This window comes from Salmonella sp. SAL04214, from assembly GCF_046550615.1.
Taxonomy (GTDB): Bacteria; Pseudomonadota; Gammaproteobacteria; order Enterobacterales; family Enterobacteriaceae; genus Salmonella; species Salmonella enterica.
The window spans coordinates 213,101-235,452 of record NZ_JBGDXT010000008.1 but is presented as its reverse complement, the minus strand read 5'-3'; the positions used below and the strand labels follow the sequence as shown (position 1 = coordinate 235,452).

The 22,352-nt window shown below is 53.7% G+C and carries 21 protein-coding genes and 1 rRNA gene; 8 read left to right on the top strand and 14 right to left on the bottom strand.

Going from position 1 to position 22,352, the window contains the following annotated elements:
* Both ACLJQD_RS15445 and gmhB read right to left on the bottom strand, forming a co-directional pair.
* Positions 1-170: ribosomal RNA gene (locus tag ACLJQD_RS15445) — 16S ribosomal RNA — on the bottom strand; the annotation flags it as partial.
* A gap of 370 nt (positions 171-540) precedes the next feature.
* Positions 541-1,107 carry a D-glycero-beta-D-manno-heptose 1,7-bisphosphate 7-phosphatase gene (gene gmhB, locus ACLJQD_RS15440; protein ID WP_001140158.1) on the bottom strand — a complete coding sequence of 189 codons (567 nt, stop codon included), beginning with the start codon at positions 1,105-1,107 and terminating at the stop codon, positions 541-543.
* Between the two features lie 189 nt (positions 1,108-1,296).
* On the opposite strand from gmhB, the gene metN reads away from it, so the two are divergent.
* The 6 genes from metN to proS all read left to right on the top strand — a co-directional run bounded on the left by metN (position 1,297) and on the right by proS (position 6,884).
* Complete coding sequence (metN, locus tag ACLJQD_RS15435; protein ID WP_000594021.1) at positions 1,297-2,328, top strand: methionine ABC transporter ATP-binding protein MetN; 1,032 nt, start codon at positions 1,297-1,299, stop codon at positions 2,326-2,328.
* Complete coding sequence (locus ACLJQD_RS15430; RefSeq protein ID WP_001287486.1) at positions 2,321-2,974, top strand: methionine ABC transporter permease MetI; 654 nt, start codon at positions 2,321-2,323, stop codon at positions 2,972-2,974. The genes metN and ACLJQD_RS15430 overlap by 8 nt, the downstream gene beginning before the upstream one ends.
* A 38-nt stretch (positions 2,975-3,012) precedes the next feature.
* A complete protein-coding gene (metQ, locus tag ACLJQD_RS15425; protein ID WP_000874215.1) occupies positions 3,013-3,828 on the top strand; it encodes a methionine ABC transporter substrate-binding lipoprotein MetQ in 816 nt (271 codons plus the stop codon).
* A gap of 118 nt (positions 3,829-3,946) precedes the next feature.
* Positions 3,947-4,351, top strand: a complete 405-nt coding sequence (rcsF, locus tag ACLJQD_RS15420; RefSeq protein WP_001202315.1) for an Rcs stress response system protein RcsF — start codon at positions 3,947-3,949, stop codon at positions 4,349-4,351.
* Positions 4,348-5,055 (top strand): tRNA (N6-threonylcarbamoyladenosine(37)-N6)-methyltransferase TrmO, encoded by a 708-nt coding sequence (gene tsaA, locus ACLJQD_RS15415; protein ID WP_000093986.1) that lies wholly within the window; start codon positions 4,348-4,350, stop codon positions 5,053-5,055. Before rcsF ends, tsaA begins: the two co-directional genes overlap by 4 nt.
* A gap of 110 nt (positions 5,056-5,165) precedes the next feature.
* Entirely contained in the window at positions 5,166-6,884 is a 1,719-nt protein-coding gene (gene proS, locus ACLJQD_RS15410; protein WP_017441516.1) for a proline--tRNA ligase, read from the top strand.
* Between the two features lie 73 nt (positions 6,885-6,957).
* Here proS and nlpE read toward each other — a convergent pair whose 3' ends face one another.
* Genes nlpE through ACLJQD_RS15395 form a run of 3 tightly spaced genes read right to left on the bottom strand, consistent with a single transcriptional unit; the run spans position 6,958 to position 8,655 of the window.
* Positions 6,958-7,659, bottom strand: coding sequence for an envelope stress response activation lipoprotein NlpE (gene nlpE, locus ACLJQD_RS15405; RefSeq protein WP_023242866.1), 702 nt, complete (start codon positions 7,657-7,659; stop codon positions 6,958-6,960).
* Positions 7,660-7,690: 31 nt separating this feature from the next.
* Positions 7,691-8,113 (bottom strand): alternative ribosome rescue aminoacyl-tRNA hydrolase ArfB, encoded by a 423-nt coding sequence (gene arfB / locus ACLJQD_RS15400; protein ID WP_000560527.1) that lies wholly within the window; start codon positions 8,111-8,113, stop codon positions 7,691-7,693.
* Positions 8,110-8,655 (bottom strand): YaeQ family protein, encoded by a 546-nt coding sequence (locus ACLJQD_RS15395; RefSeq protein ID WP_001185319.1) that lies wholly within the window; start codon positions 8,653-8,655, stop codon positions 8,110-8,112. The genes arfB and ACLJQD_RS15395 overlap by 4 nt, the downstream gene beginning before the upstream one ends.
* A gap of 197 nt (positions 8,656-8,852) precedes the next feature.
* Between ACLJQD_RS15395 and ACLJQD_RS15390 the strand changes: the two genes are divergently transcribed.
* Positions 8,853-9,053 carry a YaeP family protein gene (locus ACLJQD_RS15390; RefSeq protein WP_001518678.1) on the top strand — a complete coding sequence of 67 codons (201 nt, stop codon included), beginning with the start codon at positions 8,853-8,855 and terminating at the stop codon, positions 9,051-9,053.
* A complete protein-coding gene (gene rof, locus ACLJQD_RS15385; RefSeq protein WP_000062330.1) occupies positions 9,040-9,300 on the top strand; it encodes a Rho-binding antiterminator in 261 nt (86 codons plus the stop codon). The genes ACLJQD_RS15390 and rof overlap by 14 nt, the downstream gene beginning before the upstream one ends.
* A gap of 83 nt (positions 9,301-9,383) precedes the next feature.
* Here rof and tilS read toward each other — a convergent pair whose 3' ends face one another.
* The 9 genes from tilS to lpxA form a co-directional block, all read right to left on the bottom strand.
* On the bottom strand, positions 9,384-10,676 hold the full coding sequence (gene tilS, locus ACLJQD_RS15380; RefSeq protein WP_017441518.1) for a tRNA lysidine(34) synthetase TilS: 1,293 nt from the start codon (positions 10,674-10,676) through the stop codon (positions 9,384-9,386).
* Positions 10,677-10,739: 63 nt separating this feature from the next.
* A complete protein-coding gene (locus ACLJQD_RS15375) occupies positions 10,740-11,129 on the bottom strand; it encodes a VOC family protein (RefSeq protein WP_000901088.1) in 390 nt (129 codons plus the stop codon).
* Between the two features lie 55 nt (positions 11,130-11,184).
* Positions 11,185-13,326, bottom strand: coding sequence for a lysine decarboxylase LdcC (gene ldcC, locus ACLJQD_RS15370; RefSeq protein WP_001021044.1), 2,142 nt, complete (start codon positions 13,324-13,326; stop codon positions 11,185-11,187).
* A gap of 75 nt (positions 13,327-13,401) precedes the next feature.
* Positions 13,402-15,165, bottom strand: coding sequence for a chitinase (locus ACLJQD_RS15365; protein ID WP_017441519.1), 1,764 nt, complete (start codon positions 15,163-15,165; stop codon positions 13,402-13,404).
* A 179-nt stretch (positions 15,166-15,344) separates the two neighbouring features.
* Entirely contained in the window at positions 15,345-16,304 is a 960-nt protein-coding gene (gene accA, locus ACLJQD_RS15360) for an acetyl-CoA carboxylase carboxyl transferase subunit alpha (RefSeq protein WP_017441520.1), read from the bottom strand.
* Between the two features lie 12 nt (positions 16,305-16,316).
* Complete coding sequence (dnaE, locus tag ACLJQD_RS15355) at positions 16,317-19,799, bottom strand: DNA polymerase III subunit alpha (RefSeq protein WP_017441521.1); 3,483 nt, start codon at positions 19,797-19,799, stop codon at positions 16,317-16,319.
* A 23-nt stretch (positions 19,800-19,822) separates the two neighbouring features.
* On the bottom strand, positions 19,823-20,419 hold the full coding sequence (rnhB, locus tag ACLJQD_RS15350) for a ribonuclease HII (RefSeq protein WP_000569412.1): 597 nt from the start codon (positions 20,417-20,419) through the stop codon (positions 19,823-19,825).
* Positions 20,416-21,564 carry a lipid-A-disaccharide synthase gene (gene lpxB, locus ACLJQD_RS15345; RefSeq protein ID WP_000741216.1) on the bottom strand — a complete coding sequence of 383 codons (1,149 nt, stop codon included), beginning with the start codon at positions 21,562-21,564 and terminating at the stop codon, positions 20,416-20,418. Before lpxB ends, rnhB begins: the two co-directional genes overlap by 4 nt.
* Positions 21,564-22,352, bottom strand: coding sequence for an acyl-ACP--UDP-N-acetylglucosamine O-acyltransferase (gene lpxA, locus ACLJQD_RS15340; protein WP_000565950.1), 789 nt, complete (start codon positions 22,350-22,352; stop codon positions 21,564-21,566). The genes lpxB and lpxA overlap by 1 nt, the downstream gene beginning before the upstream one ends.

The window sequence follows — 22,352 nt, the reverse complement described above, 5'->3', positions numbered from 1 at the left end:
AGCCACCGTTTCCAGTAGTTATCCCCCTCCATCAGGCAGTTTCCCAGACATTACTCACCCGTCCGCCACTCGTCAGCGAAGCAGCAAGCTGCTTCCTGTTACCGTTCGACTTGCATGTGTTAGGCCTGCCGCCAGCGTTCAATCTGAGCCATGATCAAACTCTTCAATTTAAAAGTTTGATGCTCAAAGAATTAAACTTCGTAATGAATTACGTGTTCACTCTTGAGACTTGGTATTCATTTTTCGTCTTGCGACGTCAAGAATCCGTATCTTCGAGTGCCCACACAGATTGTCTGATAAATTGTTAAAGAGCAGATGCGACGCGGCTTGCAGCTCACCGTCGCGAGGTGGCGTATATTACGCTTTCCTCTTTCAGAGTCAACCCTGAATTTCAGGATTTTTCTCTTCAACCGACCGGCTGTTTGTGTGAAGTGATTCACATCCGCCGTGTCGATGGAGGCGCATTATAGGGAGTCGGTTCAGGAAGACAAGCGGAAAAATGCATTTTTGTTTTAACCGCTCATCTTTTATCCATAACGCTTATTTTTGCTGCTTTTTTATCGCCGATGGCAGATCGGCAAGGCTGTTTAACACCCAGTCCGCCGCGTTTTCTGCTTCTGCCGTGACCGGTTTGCCCGTACGCACCAGCACTTTTGTCCCGACATTTGCCGCCGCTGCCGCCTGCATATCTTCCAGCTTGTCTCCCACCATATAAGAAGCCGCCATATCGATATGCAGGAAATCACGCGCCGAGATAAGCATTCCTGGATGCGGCTTGCGGCAATCACATACCTGACGGAACTCTTCTATACTGCCCTGCGGATGGTGAGGACAATAATAGATGCCGTCCAAATCAACATCGCGATCCGCCAACGACCAGTCCATCCATTCGGTTAACGTTTCAAACTGCGCCTCAGTGAATTTGCCGCGCGCGATTCCGGACTGGTTCGTCACCACCACCAACGCATAGCCCATTTTTTTTAGCTCGCGCATCGCGTCAATAACGCCGTCTATAAACTCAAATGCATCGATTTCATGTACGTAGCCGTGATCCACATTAATGGTGCCGTCACGGTCGAGAAAAATTGCGGGTACAGACTTTGCCACCTTTTATAGCTCCTGAGTAAAGCAAGTGGCGCTAGTATCGCATGTTTCAGCAAGCAAGAAAGTGCTCATCGTATAAAGCCTGATTGATTTAGACGTCTGGATGCCTTAACATCCATTCTGTTGACGGCGTTGACCGTATTAGGCAGACGAAAATGCCACGGCTAACTTAATTACGATAATAAATAACCAATGATTAAACTTTCGAATATTACCAAAGTGTTCCAGCAGGGGACGCGCACCATTCAGGCGCTAAATAATGTCAGCCTGCACGTGCCTGCCGGGCAGATTTATGGCGTCATTGGCGCCTCCGGCGCCGGTAAAAGTACGCTTATCCGCTGCGTTAACTTACTTGAACGCCCAACCGAAGGTAGCGTTCAGGTCGGCGGTCAGGAGCTGACAACGCTTTCAGAGTCTGAGTTGACCAAAGCTCGCCGTCAAATCGGCATGATTTTCCAACATTTTAACCTGCTCTCTTCCCGTACCGTGTTTGGCAACGTCGCGTTGCCGCTGGAACTGGATAACACACCAAAGGAAGAGATCAAACGCCGTGTCACAGAGCTGCTGGATTTAGTCGGTCTTGGCGACAAGCACGACAGCTATCCGGCAAATCTTTCCGGCGGTCAGAAACAGCGTGTCGCGATTGCCCGCGCGTTAGCCAGTAATCCAAAAGTGTTGCTGTGCGATGAAGCCACCAGCGCGCTTGATCCCGCGACGACCCGTTCGATTCTGGAATTGCTGAAAGATATCAACCGTCGTCTGGGGTTGACGATTCTGCTTATCACTCATGAAATGGATGTCGTGAAACGTATCTGCGACTGCGTTGCCGTCATCAGTAATGGCGAGCTTATTGAGCAGGATACGGTTAGCGAAGTCTTCTCGCATCCTAAAACGCCGCTGGCGCAGAAGTTTATTCAGTCCACTCTGCACCTGGACATTCCGGAAGATTACCAGGCGCGTTTGAAAGCGTCGCCGGAAACTGACAGCGTGCCGATGCTGCGCATGGAGTTCACCGGGCAGTCTGTGGATGCCCCGCTGCTTTCTGAAACCGCGCGTCGTTTCAACGTGAACAATAATATTATCAGCGCGCAGATGGATTACGCGGGCGGTGTGAAGTTCGGCATTATGCTAACGGAAATGCACGGCACACAAGAAGAGACGCAAGCCGCAATTGCCTGGCTGCAGGATCACCATGTGAAAGTAGAGGTACTGGGTTATGTCTGAGGCAATGATGTGGTTACTGGTTCGTGGCGTTTGGGAAACGCTGGCGATGACCTTTGTCTCCGGTTTCTTCGGTTTCGTGATTGGCCTGCCGGTTGGCGTATTGCTGTATGTTACGCGCCCGGGGCAGATTATGGAGAACGCCCGGCTGTATCGCTCCCTCTCTGCGGTGGTCAATATTTTCCGCTCGATTCCCTTTATCATCCTGCTGGTGTGGATGATTCCTTTTACCCGAATAATTGTCGGCACCTCCATTGGTTTGCAGGCCGCAATTGTACCGCTGACCGTCGGCGCCGCGCCTTTTATCGCCCGTATGGTGGAAAATGCGTTGTTAGAGATCCCTGCCGGGCTGATTGAAGCCTCGCGAGCGATGGGCGCCACGCCGCTGCAAATTGTACGTAAAATCCTTTTACCGGAAGCGCTGCCTGGTCTGGTGAATGCGGCAACCATTACACTGATCACCCTGGTCGGTTACTCCGCAATGGGCGGTGCCGTCGGCGCTGGCGGCCTCGGTCAAATCGGCTATCAGTACGGTTATATTGGATACAATGCTACCGTGATGAATACGGTGCTGGTATTACTTGTCGTTCTGGTTTATTTAATTCAGTTATCCGGCGATCGCATCGTCAGGGCTGTCACGCATAAGTAACGTTAAACACAACACAAATACTCATTAAGGAAATAAGCATGGCGTTCAAATTCAAAACCTTTGCGGCAGTGGGTGCTCTGATTGGTTCTCTGGCACTTGCGGGTTGCGGTCAGGATGAAAAAGATCCGAATCATATTAAAGTCGGCGTAATCGTTGGCGCAGAGCAGCAAGTTGCCGAAGTCGCGCAGAAAGTCGCGAAAGAAAAATACGGCCTGGACGTGGAATTGGTGACCTTTAATGATTATGTTCTGCCTAATGAAGCGCTGAGCAAAGGCGATATCGATGCCAATGCCTTCCAGCACAAACCGTATCTGGATCAGCAAATCAAAGATCGCGGCTACAAACTGGTTTCCGTTGGTAAGACTTTTGTCTATCCCATTGCAGGATATTCCAAAAAAATCAAATCTCTGGATGAGCTCAAGGACGGTTCCCAGGTTGCTGTGCCTAACGACCCGACCAACCTTGGTCGTTCCCTGCTGCTGCTGCAAAAAGTAGGGCTGATTAAACTGAAAGACGGCGTTGGTCTGCTTCCTACCTCGCTGGATATCGTGGAAAACCCGAAAAATCTGAAAATTGTTGAGCTGGAAGCGCCGCAGTTGCCGCGTTCGCTGGATGACGCGCAGATCGCGTTAGCGGTCATCAATACGACTTACGCCAGCCAGATTGGCCTGACGCCAGCGAAAGACGGTATCTTCGTTGAAGATAAAGATTCTCCGTACGTTAACCTGATCGTGACGCGTGAAGATAACAAAGACGCCGAGAATGTGAAAAAATTCGTTCAGGCTTACCAGTCTGATGAAGTGTACGAAGCCGCAAATAAAGTTTTTAATGGCGGTGCGGTGAAAGGCTGGTAAGTTTTAGGCTGATTCCACAATCTGTAATATTATTCAGGACGGGCTATTGCCCGTCTTGTCATTTATGCAAGCTCCTGATTCAATATCTGGCAATTAGAACATTCATTGAGGAAATATTATGCGTGCTTTACCGATCTGTTTATTGGCACTCATGCTGGGCGGTTGTTCCATGCTAAGCAGATCCCCTGTTGAACCCGTTCAAAGCACCGCAACCCCGCCAAAAGCGGAGCCGGAGAAACCTAAAGCGCCGCGTGCCGCTCCCGTCAGGATTTACACCAATGCTGAAGACTTAGTCGGCAAACCTTTCCGCGATCTTGGCGAGGTTAGCGGCGAATCCTGCCAGGCGACAAATCAAGACTCTCCGCCTAACATTCCAACTGCGCGCAAGCGTATGCAGATTAATGCATCTAAAATGAAAGCCAACGCCGTCCTGCTGCACAGCTGTGAAATTACCAGCGGCACGCCAGGCTGCTACCGTCAGGCGGTTTGTATCGGGTCCGCCCTGAATATTTCGGCGAAATGAGCAGCTTTCAGTTTGAACAAATCGGCGTTATTCGCTCCCCCTATAAAGAAAAATTCGCCGTTCCGCGCCAGCCTGGTCTGGTCAAAAGCGCCTGCGGCGAACTGCATCTGATAGCGCCTTACAACCAGGCCGATGCCGTTCGCGGCCTGGAAGCGTTCAGCCATTTGTGGGTGCTTTTCGTTTTTCATCAGACGATGGACGGCGGCTGGCGGCCAACAGTTCGTCCGCCCCGTCTTGGCGGTAACGCCAGAATGGGCGTTTTTGCCACGCGCTCCACGTTCCGCCCCAATCCGATTGGCATGTCGCTCGTTGCGCTAAAAGGTATCGAGTGCCGCAAAGAGAGCGTAATTCTGAAATTAGGCAGTCTGGATCTGGTGGATGGCACGCCGGTGGTGGATATTAAACCGTATTTACCGTTTGCCGAGGCCTTACCGGACGCCGCCGCCAGCTATGCGCAACAGGCGCCGATAGCTGAAATGCCCGTGAGTTTTACCGCTGAGGTGGCTCAACAGCTTACGACGCTGGAAAGGCGTTATCCGCAGCTACGGACATTTATTTGCGATGTGCTGGCGCAAGATCCTCGCCCGGCTTATCGTAAGGGTGAAGAGACGGGCAAAACCTATGCCGTCTGGCTGCATGATTTTAACGTGCGCTGGCGTGTGGTTAACTCGGGATTTGAAGTGTTTGCGCTGGAACCACGGTAATTTCACGCCCTTCTCTTTTGACATCTCTTGCACGCTGGTAAACTAAATCACTTTTTTTGTATCAGGCTCACATTGAGCCTGTTCGATCGTTCAACTGGAACCGTAACAACATGCGTACTAGCCAATACCTGCTCTCCACTCTGAAGGAGACACCTGCCGACGCCGAGGTTATCAGCCACCAGCTGATGCTGCGCGCCGGGATGATCCGCAAGCTCGCCTCCGGGTTATATACCTGGCTGCCGACCGGCCTGCGCGTCCTGAAAAAAGTCGAAAACATCGTGCGTGAAGAGATGAACAACGCCGGTGCTATCGAGGTGTCGATGCCAGTCGTTCAGCCAGCCGACCTGTGGCAAGAGAGTGGTCGTTGGGAACAGTACGGTCCGGAACTGCTGCGTTTTGTCGACCGTGGCGAGCGTCCGTTCGTACTCGGCCCGACCCACGAAGAAGTTATCACCGATCTGGTGCGTAATGAACTCAGCTCTTATAAGCAGTTGCCGCTGAACTTCTTCCAAATCCAGACCAAATTCCGTGATGAAGTGCGTCCGCGCTTTGGCGTGATGCGTTCGCGCGAATTCCTGATGAAAGATGCTTACTCTTTCCACACCTCTCAGGAGTCGTTGCAGGAAACCTATGACGCCATGTACGCCGCGTATAGCCGTATCTTCAGTCGTATGGGGCTGGATTTCCGCGCGGTACAGGCCGATACCGGTTCTATCGGCGGCAACGCCTCGCATGAATTCCAGGTGCTGGCGCAAAGCGGCGAAGACGATATCGTTTTCTCTGATGTTTCTGATTACGCGGCTAACATTGAACTGGCAGAAGCTATCGCGCCGCAAACGCCGCGCGCAGCGGCGACGCAGGAAATGACTCTGATCGATACGCCAAATGCCAAAACCATCGCGGAGCTGGTGGAACAATTCAACCTGCCAATTGAAAAAACGGTAAAAACGCTGCTGGTGAAAGCGGTGAAAGACAGCAAGTCTCCGCTGGTGGCTCTGCTGGTTCGCGGCGATCATGAACTGAATGAAGTTAAAGCGGAAAAGCTGCCGCACGTTGCCAGCCCGCTGACCTTCGCTACCGAAGAAGAGATTCGCGCCGTAATTAATGCCGGCCCTGGCTCCCTCGGCCCGGTCAATATGCCGATTCCGGTCATCATCGATCGCACCGTTGCCGCCATGAGCGATTTTGCCGCTGGCGCCAACATCGACGGTAAACACTACTTTGGTATTAACTGGGATCGCGATGTGGCGACGCCTGTTGTTGCCGACATCCGTAACGTAGTCGCCGGCGATCCGAGTCCGGATGGTCAGGGAACGTTGCTTATCAAACGCGGTATCGAAGTGGGTCACATCTTCCAGTTAGGTACCAAGTACTCAGAAGCGCTGAAAGCCTCCGTTCAGGGTGAAGATGGCCGTAACCAGATCCTGACAATGGGCTGCTACGGTATCGGCGTAACACGTGTCGTTGCCGCAGCTATCGAGCAGAACTTTGACGAGCGCGGCATTGTATGGCCTGACGCCATTGCGCCTTTCCAGGTCGCTATTCTGCCGATGAATATGCACAAATCCTTCCGTGTGCAGGAGCTGGCGGAAAAGCTGTACAGCGAATTGCGCGCGCAGGGCATTGAAGTGCTGATGGACGACCGTAAAGAGCGCCCGGGCGTGATGTTTGCCGATATGGAGCTGATTGGTATTCCACATACTATCGTGATTGGCGATCGCAACCTGGATAACGACGATATTGAGTATAAATACCGTCGCAGCGGTGAAAAATCGCTGATTAAAACCGGCGATATCGTTGATTATCTGGTCAAGGCGATTAAAGGCTAAACGACATTTTGTTGGCATTGCCCGGCGCCACCCGGCAGATATGTAAAGGCCTCGCACCCTGCGAGGCCTTTTATTAGTGAGTGCAATCTTTACCCGGCGCAAACTTCGCATTTTTATCGGCTATTAGCATTTTTACCGGCTCGCCCGTGTCCGGGTTCGCGGCAAACACAAAATGCCCTTCTACCGTCAGCAGCACCGGTTTTTCCGCTTCACCTTTCGCCGTCAGATAGCCGCGCTCAAGCTGGGCGTTACTGGCGACCGGGAGCCGTTTTCCGGTCGCACAATCGGTAAAGGTCGCCGCATCGGCCCTGTATACATACATACCACGCAACGGCATTGGCGTTACCGGCAGGCTGGCGATAACAGGCACAAGCGTATAATTAAGCTGCGAAGCCACCGGATTGCCTTCTCTGTCGAGCATTTCCAGCGCATTGCCCTTCGCGCGATAATACGATTTCTCGCCATTGCTGTCGGTTAACACCAGTTTATCCGCCGTCCGCGCCCAGGTACCGTATGACGCAAAAGAGGAAGGTTCTTCGCGCACGCCCTGATAGCGCTCGTTCATCACCCATGTGCCGTCTTTTTCCAGAAACAGTGACGTTTCAATACCTTCACAATCCGCACAGGGCAGCACGCCGCGCCAGCTTTGCTGCATGGGTTTTAATTCCGCCGCCTGCGCAGGTTGCAGGGCGTCAACTTCCGCACGGTTATTACACCCTATCAATGCAAATAGCGTACAGGCTGCCGCTACTGACAATATTGCTGTTCTCACCATAAAATCCTTATGAAATTGCTATTCCTGCCCGTCAATCCAGTGGACGACGAACTTTGCCGCGAAGCGCCTTTACAGAAGATTTTTGCGCCTTTGAGGATAAGCGGCGCTCTTTCGAGGCACGCGTCGGACGGGTTGCGCGACGGCTTTTCTGCTCCGCGGTTAATTCTTTTATGACGGCAACCAGCCTGGCGATAGCCGCTTCCCGGTTGAGCTCCTGGCTCCGGAACTCCTGCGCCTTAATGATAATGACGCCATCATCGCTTATCAGATGGTGGCTGGCCGTCAGCAAACGCTGTTTATAATACTCTGGCAGGCCAGAGGCCCGAATGTCAAAGCGCAAATGAATCGCGCTAGAGGTCTTATTTACGTGCTGACCACCCGCGCCCTGCGCGCGAATGGCCGTAATTTCCAGCTCATTATCGGCTATGGAGACCGTCCGGGAGATGGCAATCATGAGGGCTGTTGCCAGGCGGTTAGCTGTATTTCCAGATTATTCCGAGCATCAGAAAGCCAGATTGCGCCGTCCTGAATCGTCGCCTGTAGCGTCATGGTACGATCGGCAAATTCACTGAGCTGCGCCAGTTGCCCGTCATCCAGATACCAGACGGACAGGTTAGCGAACTGCGCGCACTTGCTTTGATGCTGCTGCCACCAGATTTGCGCCGCCCGGGAGTTATAAGCAAAGAGCGCGACATCGCTTGCCTGAGTACAGGCTTTCTTAATACGGCGCTCATCCGGCAGCCCCAGCTCTATCCAGAGATCGATGCCCAGATGATCGTTACGCAGCCAGGCCTCCGGCTCATCTTCCGCGCTGAGCCCGCGTGTAAACTGCAACCGTTCATCAGCATATTTTATCCATGCCAACAGGCGCAGCATCATGCGCTCCTGCGTTTCAGAAGGGTGACGCGCCAGCGTCAATGCCGCATCCAGAAACCGGTTGCGATCAAGGTCAGCCACATTGACGACGGCTTTATAAATTGTCGCTTTAAGCGCCATGAGAAAACTCCTTTCGAATCAGGCGCCCATTGTAGCGAAAACCGCGCTAAAAGGCTGTTAACGAATCTTTTACCCACTCGCGTCAGGCGCTGATATTGCGCAAATGAGTATGGTATAGTCACCTTGCTAAACAAGATTTAACTTCGTAGGCTTAGACTTGCATCCACGGTTAAGTCAGAATGCTGACAGGAGGGCATGTGGAAAAATATTGTGAGTTAGTACGCAAGCGGTATGCGGAAATCGCCAGCGGAGACTTAGGGTATGTCCCGGATGCGCTGGGTTGTGTATTGAAAGTGCTTAATGAAGTGGCGGCAGATAGCGCCCTTTCAGAGTCGGTCAGGGAAAAGGCAGCTTATGCTGCCGCGAACTTACTGGTGAGCGATTATGTCAATGAATGAAACGTATCAACCCATTAATTGCGATGACTACGATAGTCTTGAGCTTGCCTGCATGCATCATTTAATACTGACGCTAACGTTAAAAGATGGCGAGGTTTTGCAGGCAAAAGCGAACGATTTGATCTTACGTAAAAACGTAGAATATCTGCTTGCCGAGGTTTCCGGCGAGTCTTGTGAGCTTCGTCTCGATAAAATCGCCAGTTTCAGCCACCCGGAAATTGGTACCGTGGTAGTTAGCGAATCCTGAGTATTTTGTTGCCGGATGGTGGTGCAAGCACCTTATCCGGCCTACGTTCCATGCGATACGTAGGCCTGATAAGCGCAGCGCCATCAGGCATGCCAAACCAGACTCACCCCTTCTTTATCTTCTGCTGCTCCCTCACGCGTCACAAAAACACCCGCAGCCGCAATCAGCGTTTCGCCGTAAAACAACAGCGGCGTGGTGTCTCGTCGCCAGGGCGGGATCCCCTGCTCCTGCCAGATTTTCTTTAATTTACGTCCACCGTTACGCCCGACAATATGTAACACGCCTGGCGCTTTAAAACGAATGCTGACGGATTCTTCCTCTCGCGGTCGGCGCAGTTCGCCGCCAGGAACGAGCTGTACCGTCCCTAAGCCGGCAGGCAGCGCCAGCGGCGTTTGCCAGGCGGGCCAGGCGACCGTCGTTTCGTGTTGTCCGGCCACGGATTTAATCCACCACAGTTGCGACTGATAACGGCGAATCTCGCGATCGCCAAAGCGTAAACAGGGAGAGGCATCGTCGCGCGCCAGCGCCACCTCCTGCCAGATACGTTCCAGCGCGTCGCGAGAGGGCATCGGCGCATTACGCATCGCCAGCCAGCGACGCAAAATCGCTGCCCGCCGTACATCGCTCATCGACATTAATGGAGAGAGCCGCAATGTTCCCTCCGCCGTGATACAGTCCGTAAGATCGCTGGCCAGAAGCTCGTCCAGCAGCCTTTCTTGCTCGGCGCAGAGCGTCGCGCTACGGGCTACCGCCGCAGGAAAATGCGGCCAACGCTGCTGCAAGAGCGGAAGCGCGCGCAGGCGTAAAAAATTGCGATCGTAGGCGTCATCCTGATTGCTTTCATCTTCAATCCAGCATAAGCCATGCCGCACAGCCCACTGTTCCAGCGTCTTCCGCGTTTCTCTCAACAGCGGGCGAAGAAGCAGAGTTCCGGCAAAAGGCGAGCATTCTCCCATCGCGGAAAGTCCGGCCGGACCGCTGCCGCGCTTTAACGCCAGCAGGAACGTTTCACACTGATCGTCAAGGTGCTGCGCGGTTGCCAGCACTTCGCCAGGCAATAGCGTCTGTGCGAACGCCCGGTAGCGCGCTTCACGCGCATGGGCCTCGATACCCAGGCCATTATCCGCCAGCGTCACCCGCTCCACTACCAGCGGAACCTGCCAGCGTTCGCATACGGTTTCGCAATGCCGCACCCAGCTATCAGCATGAGGGCTTAAACCGTGATGAATATGGATAGCACGCAGCGTGACGTCAGGATGGCGTTCTCGCCACAACACCAGTTGATGCAGAAGCACCGTAGAATCCAGGCCACCGCTAAAGGCAGCCAGAATACGGCGAGAAGAGAGTAACGAGGTATTCAACGTGAGAGTGGTCATGATCCATGCTTATAGTGACTTAGCCCGGCTAACGTTACCTGGCGAGCGTCTTAATGACAAGCCTTACTGCTCATACAGCTCAAGCGGTAAACCGTCCGGATCGTTGAAAAAAGTAAAGCGCTTCCCGGTATACGGATCGATGCGTATCGGTTCGCACTTAACCTGATGCTTTTCCAGATGCGCAACGGCGTTTTCCACATTTTCCACGCTGAAAGCCAGATGGCGCAGGCCGCAGGCTTCAGGTCGGCTTGGACGCGCCGGAGGGAAGGGAAAAGAGAAAAGCTCAATCACATACTGCCCGTTTAGCGCCAAATCGCCCTTCCACGAGTCACGCTCTTCCCGCCAAACTTCGCTTAACAGATCGAACCCCAGAATATCGCAGTAAAACGCCTTGCTCACCGCATAGTCTGTCGCAATGATCGCGATGTGATGAACCTGTTTTAATCCCAGCATAGCGTCTCCTTTATTGATTATCAGTACGTTACTCGTCACATTCCCGTCAGGCAAGCTAACAGGCGTGTTTTAAGACTCGTACCTGGTACACCCCGTCTTCATTCCGTTTCGCACCGTGAATATCCGTTTCAAAACCGGGATAATGCTGGCCAATCGAGCAGAGCATCAGCAGAAAATCGAGCACGGCCCGACTCTGTTGCGTGATCCTCTCGCCGGGCATCAACAGCGGAACGCCTGGCGGATAAGGCAGGATCATATTCGCGGAAACGCGCCCTGGTAGTTGATCGAGCGCCACGGTTTCCACCTCGCCTTTGATCTGACGCTGCCAGGCCTGGTGCGGGGTCATGATCATCTCCGGTAAAACCTCGAACGCCCGCAACATCAGCCCCGGAAGATCGTGCTGGCGGATCAGTTTATGTATCCCCTGCGCCAGATCCTGAATGCGCATATTGCGATAAAAATCCGGATCTTCCGCATACAGATCCGGCAACATATTTTTGACGCGCAGGTTAAGATCGTAGGCCCGTTTAAATTCTGTCAGTCCGCGCAGCAGCCCCATCGCACGGGTCTTATCAATCCCTATGCTGAACAAAAACAGCAGATTATACGGCCCGGTTTTTTCCACCACCACGCCTCGCTCATCGAGGAACTTCGCCACCAGCGCGGCGGGTATCCCCTCTTCGCTCATGTTGCCCTGCTCATCCATCCCCGGCGTCAGGATTGTCACCTTAACCGGATCGAGAAACATATGATCGTCATCAGCATCGGTGAAGCCATGCCAGGTTTCTCCCGGCGTGACCGGCCAGCATTCGGCCTCATCAACCTCTTCCGGCTGCCAGATATCAAAGAACCAGCTATCGGACTCTTCACGTAGCCGCTGTACCTCTTTACGAAAATGGAGCGCCCGCTCCACCGAACGATTAATCAATCTTTTCCCTGGATTGCCGCGCAGCATCGCCGCTGCGGTCTCGATAGAGGCGACAATGGGATAGCTCGGCGATGTGGAAGTGTGCATCATAAACGCTTCGTTAAACGTCTCTTCGTCATATTCCCCTTTGATATGAATAAGCGACGCCTGCGAAAAAGCCGCCAGCATTTTATGGGTGGATTGCGTTTCGAAAATCACTTTTCCGGGCACCCGATCGCCGCTCATCCCGCTTTTCCCCTGGTAGATCGGATGGAAATGGGTATAGGGTACCCAGGCGGAATCAAAATGGATCGAGGGAACGTCCAGCATCTGCTTGATCCAGTTAGTGTTATACAGCAGACCATCGTAAGTAGAATTGGTGATAACCGCATGAACCGGCCATTGCGCCTGCGCGGTTTCCGCCACCTTACGCGCAATGCTGTCGCGGGTAAATTCACGCTTAGGAATACCGCCGAGAATACCGAGCGCATTGCGCGTCGGCTTCAACCAGAGAGGCACCACATCGCTCATCATCAGCAAATGCGCCAGCGATTTATGACAATTACGATCAATGAGTAGCGTACTTCCCGCAGGCGCGGCATACATACCGACAATTTTATTCGAGGTCGACGTACCGTTCGTCACCATATAGCTCTGCTCGGCGCCAAAAGTACGGGCGATATACTCTTCCGCTTCCAGATGCGGCCCGGTGTGATCCAGCAGCGATCCCAGTTCAGTCACCGAAATCGACACATCAGCTTTTAAGGTATTGCCGCCAAAAAAGTCATAAAACAGACAGCCTGGCGGGCTTTTCTGATACGCCGTTCCCGCCATATGACCCGGCGTACAAAAGGTATATTTTCCTTCTTTGGCGTAGGTAAACAGCGCTTTGGTAAATGGCGGCGTAATATTATCGAGATATTCGTTTGTATATTGATGAATGCGCGTCGCGATATCTTCAGCCAGCCCCAATGCATACTCAAAAAACCACAGCGCCATGCGCATATCGTGAACGCTAACGTCCAGCGTGGAGTTGGTATTGATAAAGGCATAGAGAGGAAGGTATTCATTTAGCTGGTTGATTTCGCTACAAAGGTCGAGACTGTATTCATCCCAGTCAAAAATAACGCCGCAGATGCGCGGGTTATGTTCAATAAACTTCAACAAGTCAACGCTATTTTGCGGCCAGATAATTTGAAATCCCAGGGATTGTAATGCACGCTCAAGCTCCTTGATGGGTTCATCTTTATAATAAACCCCGTGCGGCCCCATAATGGCGATGATGTTCATGCTTTCTCCTGAAAAAACCTGAGATAAGCATAGTAACAATCCTGCCGATGCAAAGCACCGACAGGATTTATCTTATTACAATGCGTTCCATGCATCGGCCCAGGCAATCCCTACGCCGGGCTCATAGTAGGCAGGCGCAACATTACACCATGAGCCTTCCGGGAACGGTTTGCACTGGTACAATGCGCCATTACTGTTGACGATGTCGCCCGGATTCCATTTCTGGCTGCTGCTCCAGGCAGGATAGCTGGTGGTCCTATCTTCGTCATCCGCAGCGGCGGCCTTCGCTTTCACATTCAGCGTATAAACCGCTGTACTGGAGAGCGTACCGTCGCTAACGGTCAGATTCACCACATACGGGGTGTTCTGAGTGACATCCGGCGCGTTGAAAATCACAACGGCTTTATCCTGGCCGCTCAGCGTTTTGCCATCCTGCGACATCCAGGTATAGGTGAGCTTGTCGCCATTCGCGTCGGTCGATCCTTCCGCGCTGAGTGAAACCGGGCTACCGGCTTCCACCGCCCCGACCGGCCCGGCAATGCGCGCGACTGGCGCCACGTTTTCATCCGTCACTGGCGCCGGAGTTGGCGTGACATCCGGTTCAGTGGTTCCGTTATCATCGACGACATTAACGTTGAAATAATGCTGTACACATTTCGTGTAGTCGCCCTCTTTAAAGGCGGTATACGGCGTCTGATATCCAACTAACTGGCAGGAATAGGTTTTACCGTCCGCAGTATCGGCGCTCCAGCCCCAGTCTTGTTCCCAATAGATCGGTAACGCGCCAGCGCCGCCTTCATCGAACTGCTTCATCTTTTTACAGCCCAACACTTCGTCCGCCGGCACCGGCACTTTCAGGTAGTTGGCAAACTCTTTGTAGTAGGCGATACGGTTAAGCGACTGCGCATTCTCATCTGCGCCGCCGCACTCCACGCCGCCATTGATGATCTGAATAGTGACGCCGAAACCTGATACCAGGCCGTTTGCTTTATCGCGATCGTTTGGCTGCCAGGTACCGTCAATCACATGTAGCATAGACGGCTTCGGCGGCTGCGGGTACACAAAGAAGAAGACGGCGCTCGCCAGGTTCATCCAGGTATCCGCCACCAGCTCGGGTTTATCCAGCAGAGGGCGAACGTCGCCATACATCGCGTCAGAGAAAGGCCCATAGTTGTAGTTATAAGAAAGCTGTTTTGCCCCGCGACCAAAATAGCTGAGGAAATCGCCGTCCTTATCTTTACCGCACGGCCAGGTCTGGCCCTGCCATACATCCGGGTTACATTCGCCGTTGTAGCCGCCTTTCTGCCCTTCTGTCCAGCCGACTTCGCGCAGATAGACCAGCGCCTGACGCCATTCCGGAATGTCACGCCAGCTTTCGTGACCGCCCGTCTCCTGGGCAAAATGCGCAAACATAGTAGCCAGGGTTTTACGGCAGATAGCGTCGCTATCGCGTCCATCGGTGTAGGTACCACAAACCGCCGGGAATTTACCTATCGCTTTCAGGAAGTTAGAGTAAGTGTATTCCGGCGCGCGCATCGGGAACAGATAATCCCAGTCGGCCTCTTTCAGAATACTTTCAACGCGTTTTACGTTTGCCGGGTTAGCGGCGCGCCCCGGTTCAATTTGTTCAACCGCGCTGTTATCCAACGTCTGAATAGAGGATTTCACGGCCTCCATTAACGGAAAATCCGTCAGCGCTTTCTCTTTCGCCGCCAGATCGCTGGCGTTAATGGTCATTGGCTCACTACTGCTAAGCAGCGGCGCGGCCTGCGCACCGGATAAGCTCAACATGATCCCTGCCGCTACGGCGCTGAACGCCAGTGTTTTTTGCAATCCCATAATTTTCTCCTTGAAGGGTAGTTCACTGCCTGCCCTGGCCACACGCCTGGCAGTTGATACAGTGTCAGGGAGAACATGCCGTTGCGTTTAATCACATCAACTCATCGGCGTCTCATTTTTCCTCGACCAAAAAAAAGAGGCCGGATTATCCGGCCTCCTGGGAAAAATGAGGTAAATGATTAGGCGTAACCGTAGCTCATCAAACGCTGGTAACGACGGTTTTTTAAATCATCGGTGCTTAACACATCGAGATCGGCTAAATCTTCCAGCAGCTGCGCTTTTAGCGATGCCGCCATCGCTTCCGGATTACGGTGCGCGCCGCCCAGCGGCTCCGGAATGATGGAATCGATTAGCTTCAGCTCTTTCAGACGCGGCGCGATGATGCCCATTGCTTCAGCAGCCAATGGCGCTTTGTCGGCGCTCTTCCACAAAATAGAGGCGCAACCTTCCGGGGAGATAACGGAATAGGTGCTGTATTGCAGCATATTCACTTTATCACCCACGCCAATCGCCAATGCGCCGCCGGAGCCGCCTTCGCCAATCACGGTGCAGATGACCGGTACGTTCAGACGAGACATCTCACGCAGGTTGCGGGCGATGGCTTCAGACTGACCACGCTCTTCCGCGCCCACGCCAGGGTAAGCGCCCGGGGTGTCGATGAAGGTGATAATCGGCATGTTGAAGCGTTCAGCCATTTCCATCAGGCGCAGCGCTTTGCGGTAGCCTTCCGGCGCTGGCATGCCAAAGTTACGACGAATTTTTTCTTTGGTTTCACGACCTTTCTGATGACCAATGATCATCACCGGACGGCCATCCAGACGCGCGATACCGCCGACGATGGCTTTGTCATCAGCATAGGCGCGATCGCCCGCCAGCTCATCAAACTCATCAAACGCCAGACGAACATAATCCAGGGTGTACGGACGCTGCGGATGGCGCGCCAGTTGGGCTACCTGCCATGCGCCGAGATCGGCGAAGATTTTGCGCGTCAGTTCTACGCTTTTTTCGCGCAGGCGATGGACTTCTTCATCGATATTAATATCCAGTTTCTCATCCTGGCGGCTTACCGCAGTCAGAGAATCGATTTTCGCTTCCAGCTCTGCTATCGGCTGTTCAAAATCAAGGAAATTCAGACTCATAGTATTCCTGTATTAGTCAAACTCCAGTTCCACCTGCTCCGAACCAATGAGGCCACGCAGATCGTTAAGTAAACGATCGCTCGGAGAGACACGCCACGTTGCGCCAAAACGCAGCCGCGCACGCGCATCCGCCCTCTGATAGTAGAGATGTACTGGAATGGTCCCCGAGCGGTGGGGTTCCAGAGACTGACGGAGTCGGTTTAAAAGCTGGTCATCAATTTGCCTGTCCGTCAGCGAGATAGCAAGCCCGCGAGCGTATTTTTCGCGAGCTTCGTCAATATCCATCACTTCGCGGGCGGTCATTTTAAGCCCCCCGCTGAAGTCATCAAAGCTGACCTGTCCGCTGACGATAAGTATGCGGTCTTTTTCCAGCAACTGCTGGTATTTATCCAGCGCGTCGGTAAATAACATCACTTCCAGACGCCCGGAACGGTCATCCAGCGTACAGATGCCGATACGATTGCCGCGCTTGGTGACCATAACCCTTGCGGCAATCACGAGCCCCGCAGCCGTGGTGACTTTACCACGTTCTGTCGGATGCATGTCTTTGAGCCTTACCCCGCCGACATAGCGCTCAATTTCTTTTAAATACTGATTGATGGGGTGGCCCGTCAGGTACAGCCCCAACGTTTCACGTTCCCCATCTAACACCACCTGCTCCGGCCACGGCTGGCAGCTGGCATAGGATTGCTCGATTTGCTCCGGCTCTTCCGCCAGTACGCCGAACATATCCGCCTGACCGATAGCTTCCGCTTTGGCGTGCTGGTCGGCGGCTTTCAGCGCATCGCCCAATGAGTTCATCAGCGCGGCGCGGTGCGGCCCCAGGCGGTCGAACGCCCCAGACATGATCAGCTTTTCCAGCACCCGGCGGTTGAGCTTTTTGGTATCGGTCCGCGCGCACAGATCAAACAGTTCGCGGAAATAGCCGCCCTGATTACGCGCGTCGATGATCGCTTCGATCGGCCCTTCGCCGACGCCTTTGATCGCGCCGATACCGTAGACGATCTCGCCCTCATCATTAACGTGGAAATGGTATAATCCGGAGTTAATATCCGGCGGCAGAATTTTCAGTCCCATCCGCCAGCACTCGTCCACCAGGCCGACGACCTTCTCGGTGTTGTCCATATCGGCAGTCATCACCGCCGCCATAAATTCAGCCGGATAGTGCGCCTTTAGCCATAGCGTCTGGTAAGAAACCAGCGCATAAGCGGCGGAGTGCGATTTGTTAAACCCGTAACCGGCGAATTTCTCCACCAGGTCAAAGATTTTCATCGCCAGTTCGCCGTCGATACCGTTCTTTTTCGCGCCCTCTTCAAAAACGGAACGCTGTTTGGCCATCTCCTCCGGCTTTTTCTTACCCATCGCACGACGCAGCATATCCGCGCCGCCGAGAGTATACCCGGAAAGTACCTGGGCAATCTGCATCACCTGTTCCTGATACAGAATGATGCCGTAGGTCGGCTCCAGTACCGGCTTCAGGCTTTCATGCTGCCACTGAACGTCCGGGTAAGAGAGTTCTTCACGACCGTGCTTACGGTCGATAAAGTTATCTACCATCCCTGACTGCAACGGGCCGGGACGGAACAGGGCCACCAGTGCGATCATATCTTCAAAGCAGTCTGGCTGCAGACGTTTGATCAGATCTTTCATGCCGCGCGATTCAAGCTGGAAGACCGCCGTGGTTTCCGAGCGCTGCAGCATGTCGAAGCTTTTTTTATCGTCCAGCGGAATGGCGGCGATATCCAGCGGCGGCTCGCCGTTTTTCTCGCGCCGCTTGTTGATCATCTCCAGCGCCCAGTTGATGATGGTCAGCGTACGCAAACCGAGGAAGTCGAACTTCACCAGCCCGGCATATTCCACGTCGCTTTTATCAAACTGGGTAACCGGATGCTTGCCCTCTTCATCGCAGTACAGCGGCGCAAAGTCGGTAATTTTGGTCGGCGCGATGACCACGCCGCCAGCGTGCTTACCGGCGTTACGCGTGACGCCTTCGAGCTTACGCGCCATATCGATCAGCGCTTTGACCTCTTCGTCCGCCTCGTAAATTTCCGGTAGTTGCGGTTCCGCTTCAAAGGCTTTTGCCAGCGTCATGCCCGGATCGGGCGGCACCAGCTTCGAGATACGATCGACAAAACCGTACGGATGCCCCAGCACGCGGCCCACATCGCGGATAACGGCTTTCGCCGCCATCGTACCGAAGGTGATAATCTGCGATACCGCATCACGCCCGTACATGTCTGCGACGTGCTCAATCACCTGGTCGCGTTTCTCCATACAGAAGTCAACGTCGAAGTCAGGCATCGAGACACGTTCCGGGTTCAGGAAACGTTCGAACAGAAGGTCAAATTCCAGCGGATCAAGGTCGGTAATTTTCAGCGCGTAGGCCACCAGCGAACCAGCCCCGGAACCACGTCCCGGCCCTACCGGCACGCCGTTATCTTTTGACCACTGGATAAACTCCATCACGATGAGGAAGTAGCCAGGGAACCCCATCTGGTTGATAACCCGTAGTTCAATATCCAGACGCTCGTCATATTCCGGGCGACGCTTTTTGCGCTCTTCTTCGTCCGGAAACAGGAAAGCCAGACGCTCTTCCAGCCCCTCTTTCGCTTTTTTGACCAGATAATCTTCGGTGGTCATATCGCCGGTCGGGAACTGCGGCAGGAAATATTCACCCAGACGCACCGTTACGTTGCAGCGTTTGGCAATCTCCACCGTATTTTCCAGCGCCTCCGGAATATCGGCGAACAGCTCGCACATCTCATCGATGCTGCGCATATATTGCTGCGGCGAGTAATTGCGCGGACGCTTAGGATCGTCAAGGGTGAAACCGTCGTGGATCGCGACACGAATTTCATGGGCGTCAAAATCATCGCTTTCAAGAAAACGGACATCGTTTGTCGCGACAACCGGCAAACCACGAGCCTCAGCCAGTTCAACCGCAGCATGGAGATAGGTCTCTTCATCCTGTCTGCCGGTACGGATCAGTTCCAGGAAGTAGCGATCGGGAAAATGCGCTTCATAGAAAGCAACGCACTCCTCCACCAGCGCCTGGTTGCCGCGTAGCAGACAGCGGCCTACGTCGCCCATGCGCCCGCCGGAAAGCAGGATCAAACCTTCTTTAAGCTCTACCAGCCAGTCGCGCTCGATAATCGGGCCTGCCGCGCCGTAGCCGCGCTGATACGCTTTCGAGATCAGCAACGTCAGGTTCTGGTATCCCGTATTATTCGCCGCCAGTACCGTCAGATGAGTCAGCTCATCTCCCAGCAGTTCGTTGTGAACGTTAAAGTCCGCCCCGACGATGGGTTTAATGCCCGCGCCATGACCCGCTCCGTAGAACTTCACCAGACCGCAGAGGTTGGTAAAATCGGTGATCGCCAGCGCAGGCATACCTAATGAGGCCGCCTTTTTCACCAGCGGCCCGGTCTTCGCCAGCCCATCGATCATAGAGTAGTCGCTGTGCACCCGCAGGTGAACGAAACGTGGTTCAGACATCTTCAGATTTCTCGATACAAGAATCAGGACACAAGTCCCAGAGCGCGTTTAACAGGCGCAAAACTGCGTCGGTGGTGCGCCGTCGCGCCATACTGTGCCAACTTTTCCAGATGAAAAGCGGTTGGATAGCCTTTGTGCTGCGCAAAGCCATACTGAGGAAAAACGATATCCAGCGCCGCCATTTCTGCGTCGCGGGTGACTTTCGCCAGAATAGACGCCGCGCTAATCTCCGCCACGCGACTGTCGCCTTTCACCACGGCCATTGACGGCACAGGCAGTTCCGGACAGCGATTGCCGTCGATCAGCACATATTCTGGCGCAATATGCAGACCAGCGACAGCGCGCTGCATGGCGAGCATGGTGGCGTGCAAAATATTCAGCTCATCAATTTCATGCGCTTCCGCGCGTCCCAGACTCCAGCTTAACGCCTTTTCTTTAATCTCGTCATACAATGACAGACGACGCTTTTCAGACAATTTTTTGGAATCATTCAGACCGACGATCGGGCGAGCCGGATCGAGGATCACGGCGGCGGTCACTACGGCGCCCACCAGCGGGCCACGGCCCACTTCATCCACACCCGCCACTAAATGGGTGTGTGGATAAACAAATTCGATCATTGTGCTAACTCCAGGACGGCATCTGCCGCCTGCTCATCGGCATTACAGCGGATCTGCTGATGCAGTTCACGGAAGGTGTCGTGCATCGCATGGCTGGTTTTACCGTTCGCCAGTAGCGGCAACAGCGCTTCGGCGAGTTTTTGCGGTTCGCACTCTTCCTGCAACAGCTCTTTGACTAATTCTCTTCCCGCCAGCAGGTTAGGCAAAGACACATACTCCGTTTTCACCAGACGTTTCGCCAGCCAGAAAGTGAAGGGCTTCATACGATATCCCACTACCATCGGGCATTTTGCCAGCATACACTCCAGCGCCGCCGTACCCGAGGCCAGCAGAGCCGCGTCGCTGGCGATCATCGCCTCGCGCGCCATGCCGTCCAGCAAATGAACGGCGAGATCCGGCGCAACCTCCGCTTTAATTTTTTCAAACTGCTCGCGGCGTTTCGCGTTTACCAGCGGCACGACCACTTCCAGATCGGGATAGCGCTGTCGCAGCAATTGTGCGGTTTTCAGGAAGTCGGCGCTGAGCATTTCCACTTCCGCGCCACGGCTGCCAGGCAGTAGCGCCAGACAATGGGCGTCATGCGGGATACCCAGCACGTCGCGCGCCGCATTTTTATCCGGGTCCAGCGGCATGGCATCCGCCATGGTGTGACCGATAAAGCGGCACGGGACGTTAAATTTATCGTAAAACGCTTTTTCGAAAGGCAGAAAAGCCAACACCATATGGGTGGATCTGCCTATTTTGAAAACGCGTTTCTGTCGCCAGGCCCAAACGGACGGGCTGACATAATGAATGGTCTTAATCCCTTGTTTTTTCAGATTACCTTCGAGGGTAATATTGAAATCAGGGGCGTCAATCCCGACAAAGACATCGGGCTTGAGTTCGGTAAAACGGCGGGTCAGATCGGCGCGGATATGCAACAAACGGCGTAAACGTCCGAGCACTTCAACAATGCCCATGACCGCCAGCTCTTCCATTTCGTACCAGGCTTCACACCCTTCGGCCTGCATACGCGGCCCCGCAACGCCCACAAAGCGGGCGTTGGGTACGCGCGCTTTCAGCGCACGAATTAAGCCTGCGCCAAGAATATCGCCGGACGTTTCACCGGCGACCAGGGCAATCGTTAAAGGACGCTGTGCCGCCATTAACGAATCGGACCACGCGTTGAACGCTCAAAGAACTCGGTAAACGCCTTCACTTCCGGATGCTTTTCAGCAAGTTCAGCGATTTCCAGCTTCGCTTCGTCGAGCGTTTTACCACTGCGGTACAACAGTTTGTAGGCATTACGAATCGCCACCAGCCCTTCACGGCTAAAGCCGCGACGCTTCAGCCCTTCGATATTTACCCCGAACGGCGTCGCATGGTTACCCTGCGCAATCACATACGGCGGGACATCCTGCGCCACGCCGGAGCAGCCGCCGACCATCACATGCGCACCGATAATGCAGAATTGATGAACTGCCGTCATACCGCCGATGATCGCAAAATCATCGACTGATACGTGCCCCGCCAGCGTGGCGTTGTTGGCGAGGATACAGCGATTACCTACCGTACAATCATGTGCGACATGCGCATTGATCATCAGCAGGTTATCGCTACCCACCTTCGTCAACCCACCGCCCTGCACTGTACCACGATGAATGGTGACGCTTTCGCGGATGCGGTTACGATCGCCAATTTCCACACGGGTCGGCTCACCCGCATATTTCAGATCCTGGTTCACTTCACCGATGGAGGCAAACTGATAAATCTCGTTGTCGCGGCCGATTTTGGTTTGACCATTCACGACCACATGAGACTTCAGTACGGTTCCCTCACCAATTTCGACCTGCGGCCCAACAATACAAAAGGGACCAATGTGGGCATTAGCGCCAATTACAGCGCCGTCTTCCACAATGGCGGTAGGATGAATAAAGGCGGATTTATCAATCAC

Bases quoted from the DNA above. Each gene is read 5' to 3' on its own strand.
- accA (WP_017441520.1), bottom strand. From the start codon at position 16,304: ATGAGTCTGAATTTCCTTGATTTTGAACAGCCGATAGCAGAGCTGGAA.
- ACLJQD_RS15395 (WP_001185319.1), bottom strand. From the start codon at position 8,655: ATGGCGCTTAAAGCGACAATTTATAAAGCCGTCGTCAATGTGGCTGAC.
- metQ (WP_000874215.1), top strand. From the start codon at position 3,013: ATGGCGTTCAAATTCAAAACCTTTGCGGCAGTGGGTGCTCTGATTGGT.
- lpxB (WP_000741216.1), bottom strand. From the start codon at position 21,564: ATGGCGGCACAGCGTCCTTTAACGATTGCCCTGGTCGCCGGTGAAACG.
- tilS (WP_017441518.1), bottom strand. From the start codon at position 10,676: ATGACCACTCTCACGTTGAATACCTCGTTACTCTCTTCTCGCCGTATT.
- rof (WP_000062330.1), top strand. From the start codon at position 9,040: ATGTCAATGAATGAAACGTATCAACCCATTAATTGCGATGACTACGAT.
- ldcC (WP_001021044.1), bottom strand. From the start codon at position 13,326: ATGAACATCATCGCCATTATGGGGCCGCACGGGGTTTATTATAAAGAT.
- rnhB (WP_000569412.1), bottom strand. From the start codon at position 20,419: ATGATCGAATTTGTTTATCCACACACCCATTTAGTGGCGGGTGTGGAT.
- proS (WP_017441516.1), top strand. From the start codon at position 5,166: ATGCGTACTAGCCAATACCTGCTCTCCACTCTGAAGGAGACACCTGCC.
- arfB (WP_000560527.1), bottom strand. From the start codon at position 8,113: ATGATTGCCATCTCCCGGACGGTCTCCATAGCCGATAATGAGCTGGAA.
- ACLJQD_RS15375 (WP_000901088.1), bottom strand. From the start codon at position 11,129: ATGCTGGGATTAAAACAGGTTCATCACATCGCGATCATTGCGACAGAC.
- tsaA (WP_000093986.1), top strand. From the start codon at position 4,348: ATGAGCAGCTTTCAGTTTGAACAAATCGGCGTTATTCGCTCCCCCTAT.
- nlpE (WP_023242866.1), bottom strand. From the start codon at position 7,659: ATGGTGAGAACAGCAATATTGTCAGTAGCGGCAGCCTGTACGCTATTT.
- metN (WP_000594021.1), top strand. From the start codon at position 1,297: ATGATTAAACTTTCGAATATTACCAAAGTGTTCCAGCAGGGGACGCGC.
- rcsF (WP_001202315.1), top strand. From the start codon at position 3,947: ATGCGTGCTTTACCGATCTGTTTATTGGCACTCATGCTGGGCGGTTGT.
- ACLJQD_RS15430 (WP_001287486.1), top strand. From the start codon at position 2,321: ATGTCTGAGGCAATGATGTGGTTACTGGTTCGTGGCGTTTGGGAAACG.
- ACLJQD_RS15365 (WP_017441519.1), bottom strand. From the start codon at position 15,165: ATGGGATTGCAAAAAACACTGGCGTTCAGCGCCGTAGCGGCAGGGATC.
- dnaE (WP_017441521.1), bottom strand. From the start codon at position 19,799: ATGTCTGAACCACGTTTCGTTCACCTGCGGGTGCACAGCGACTACTCT.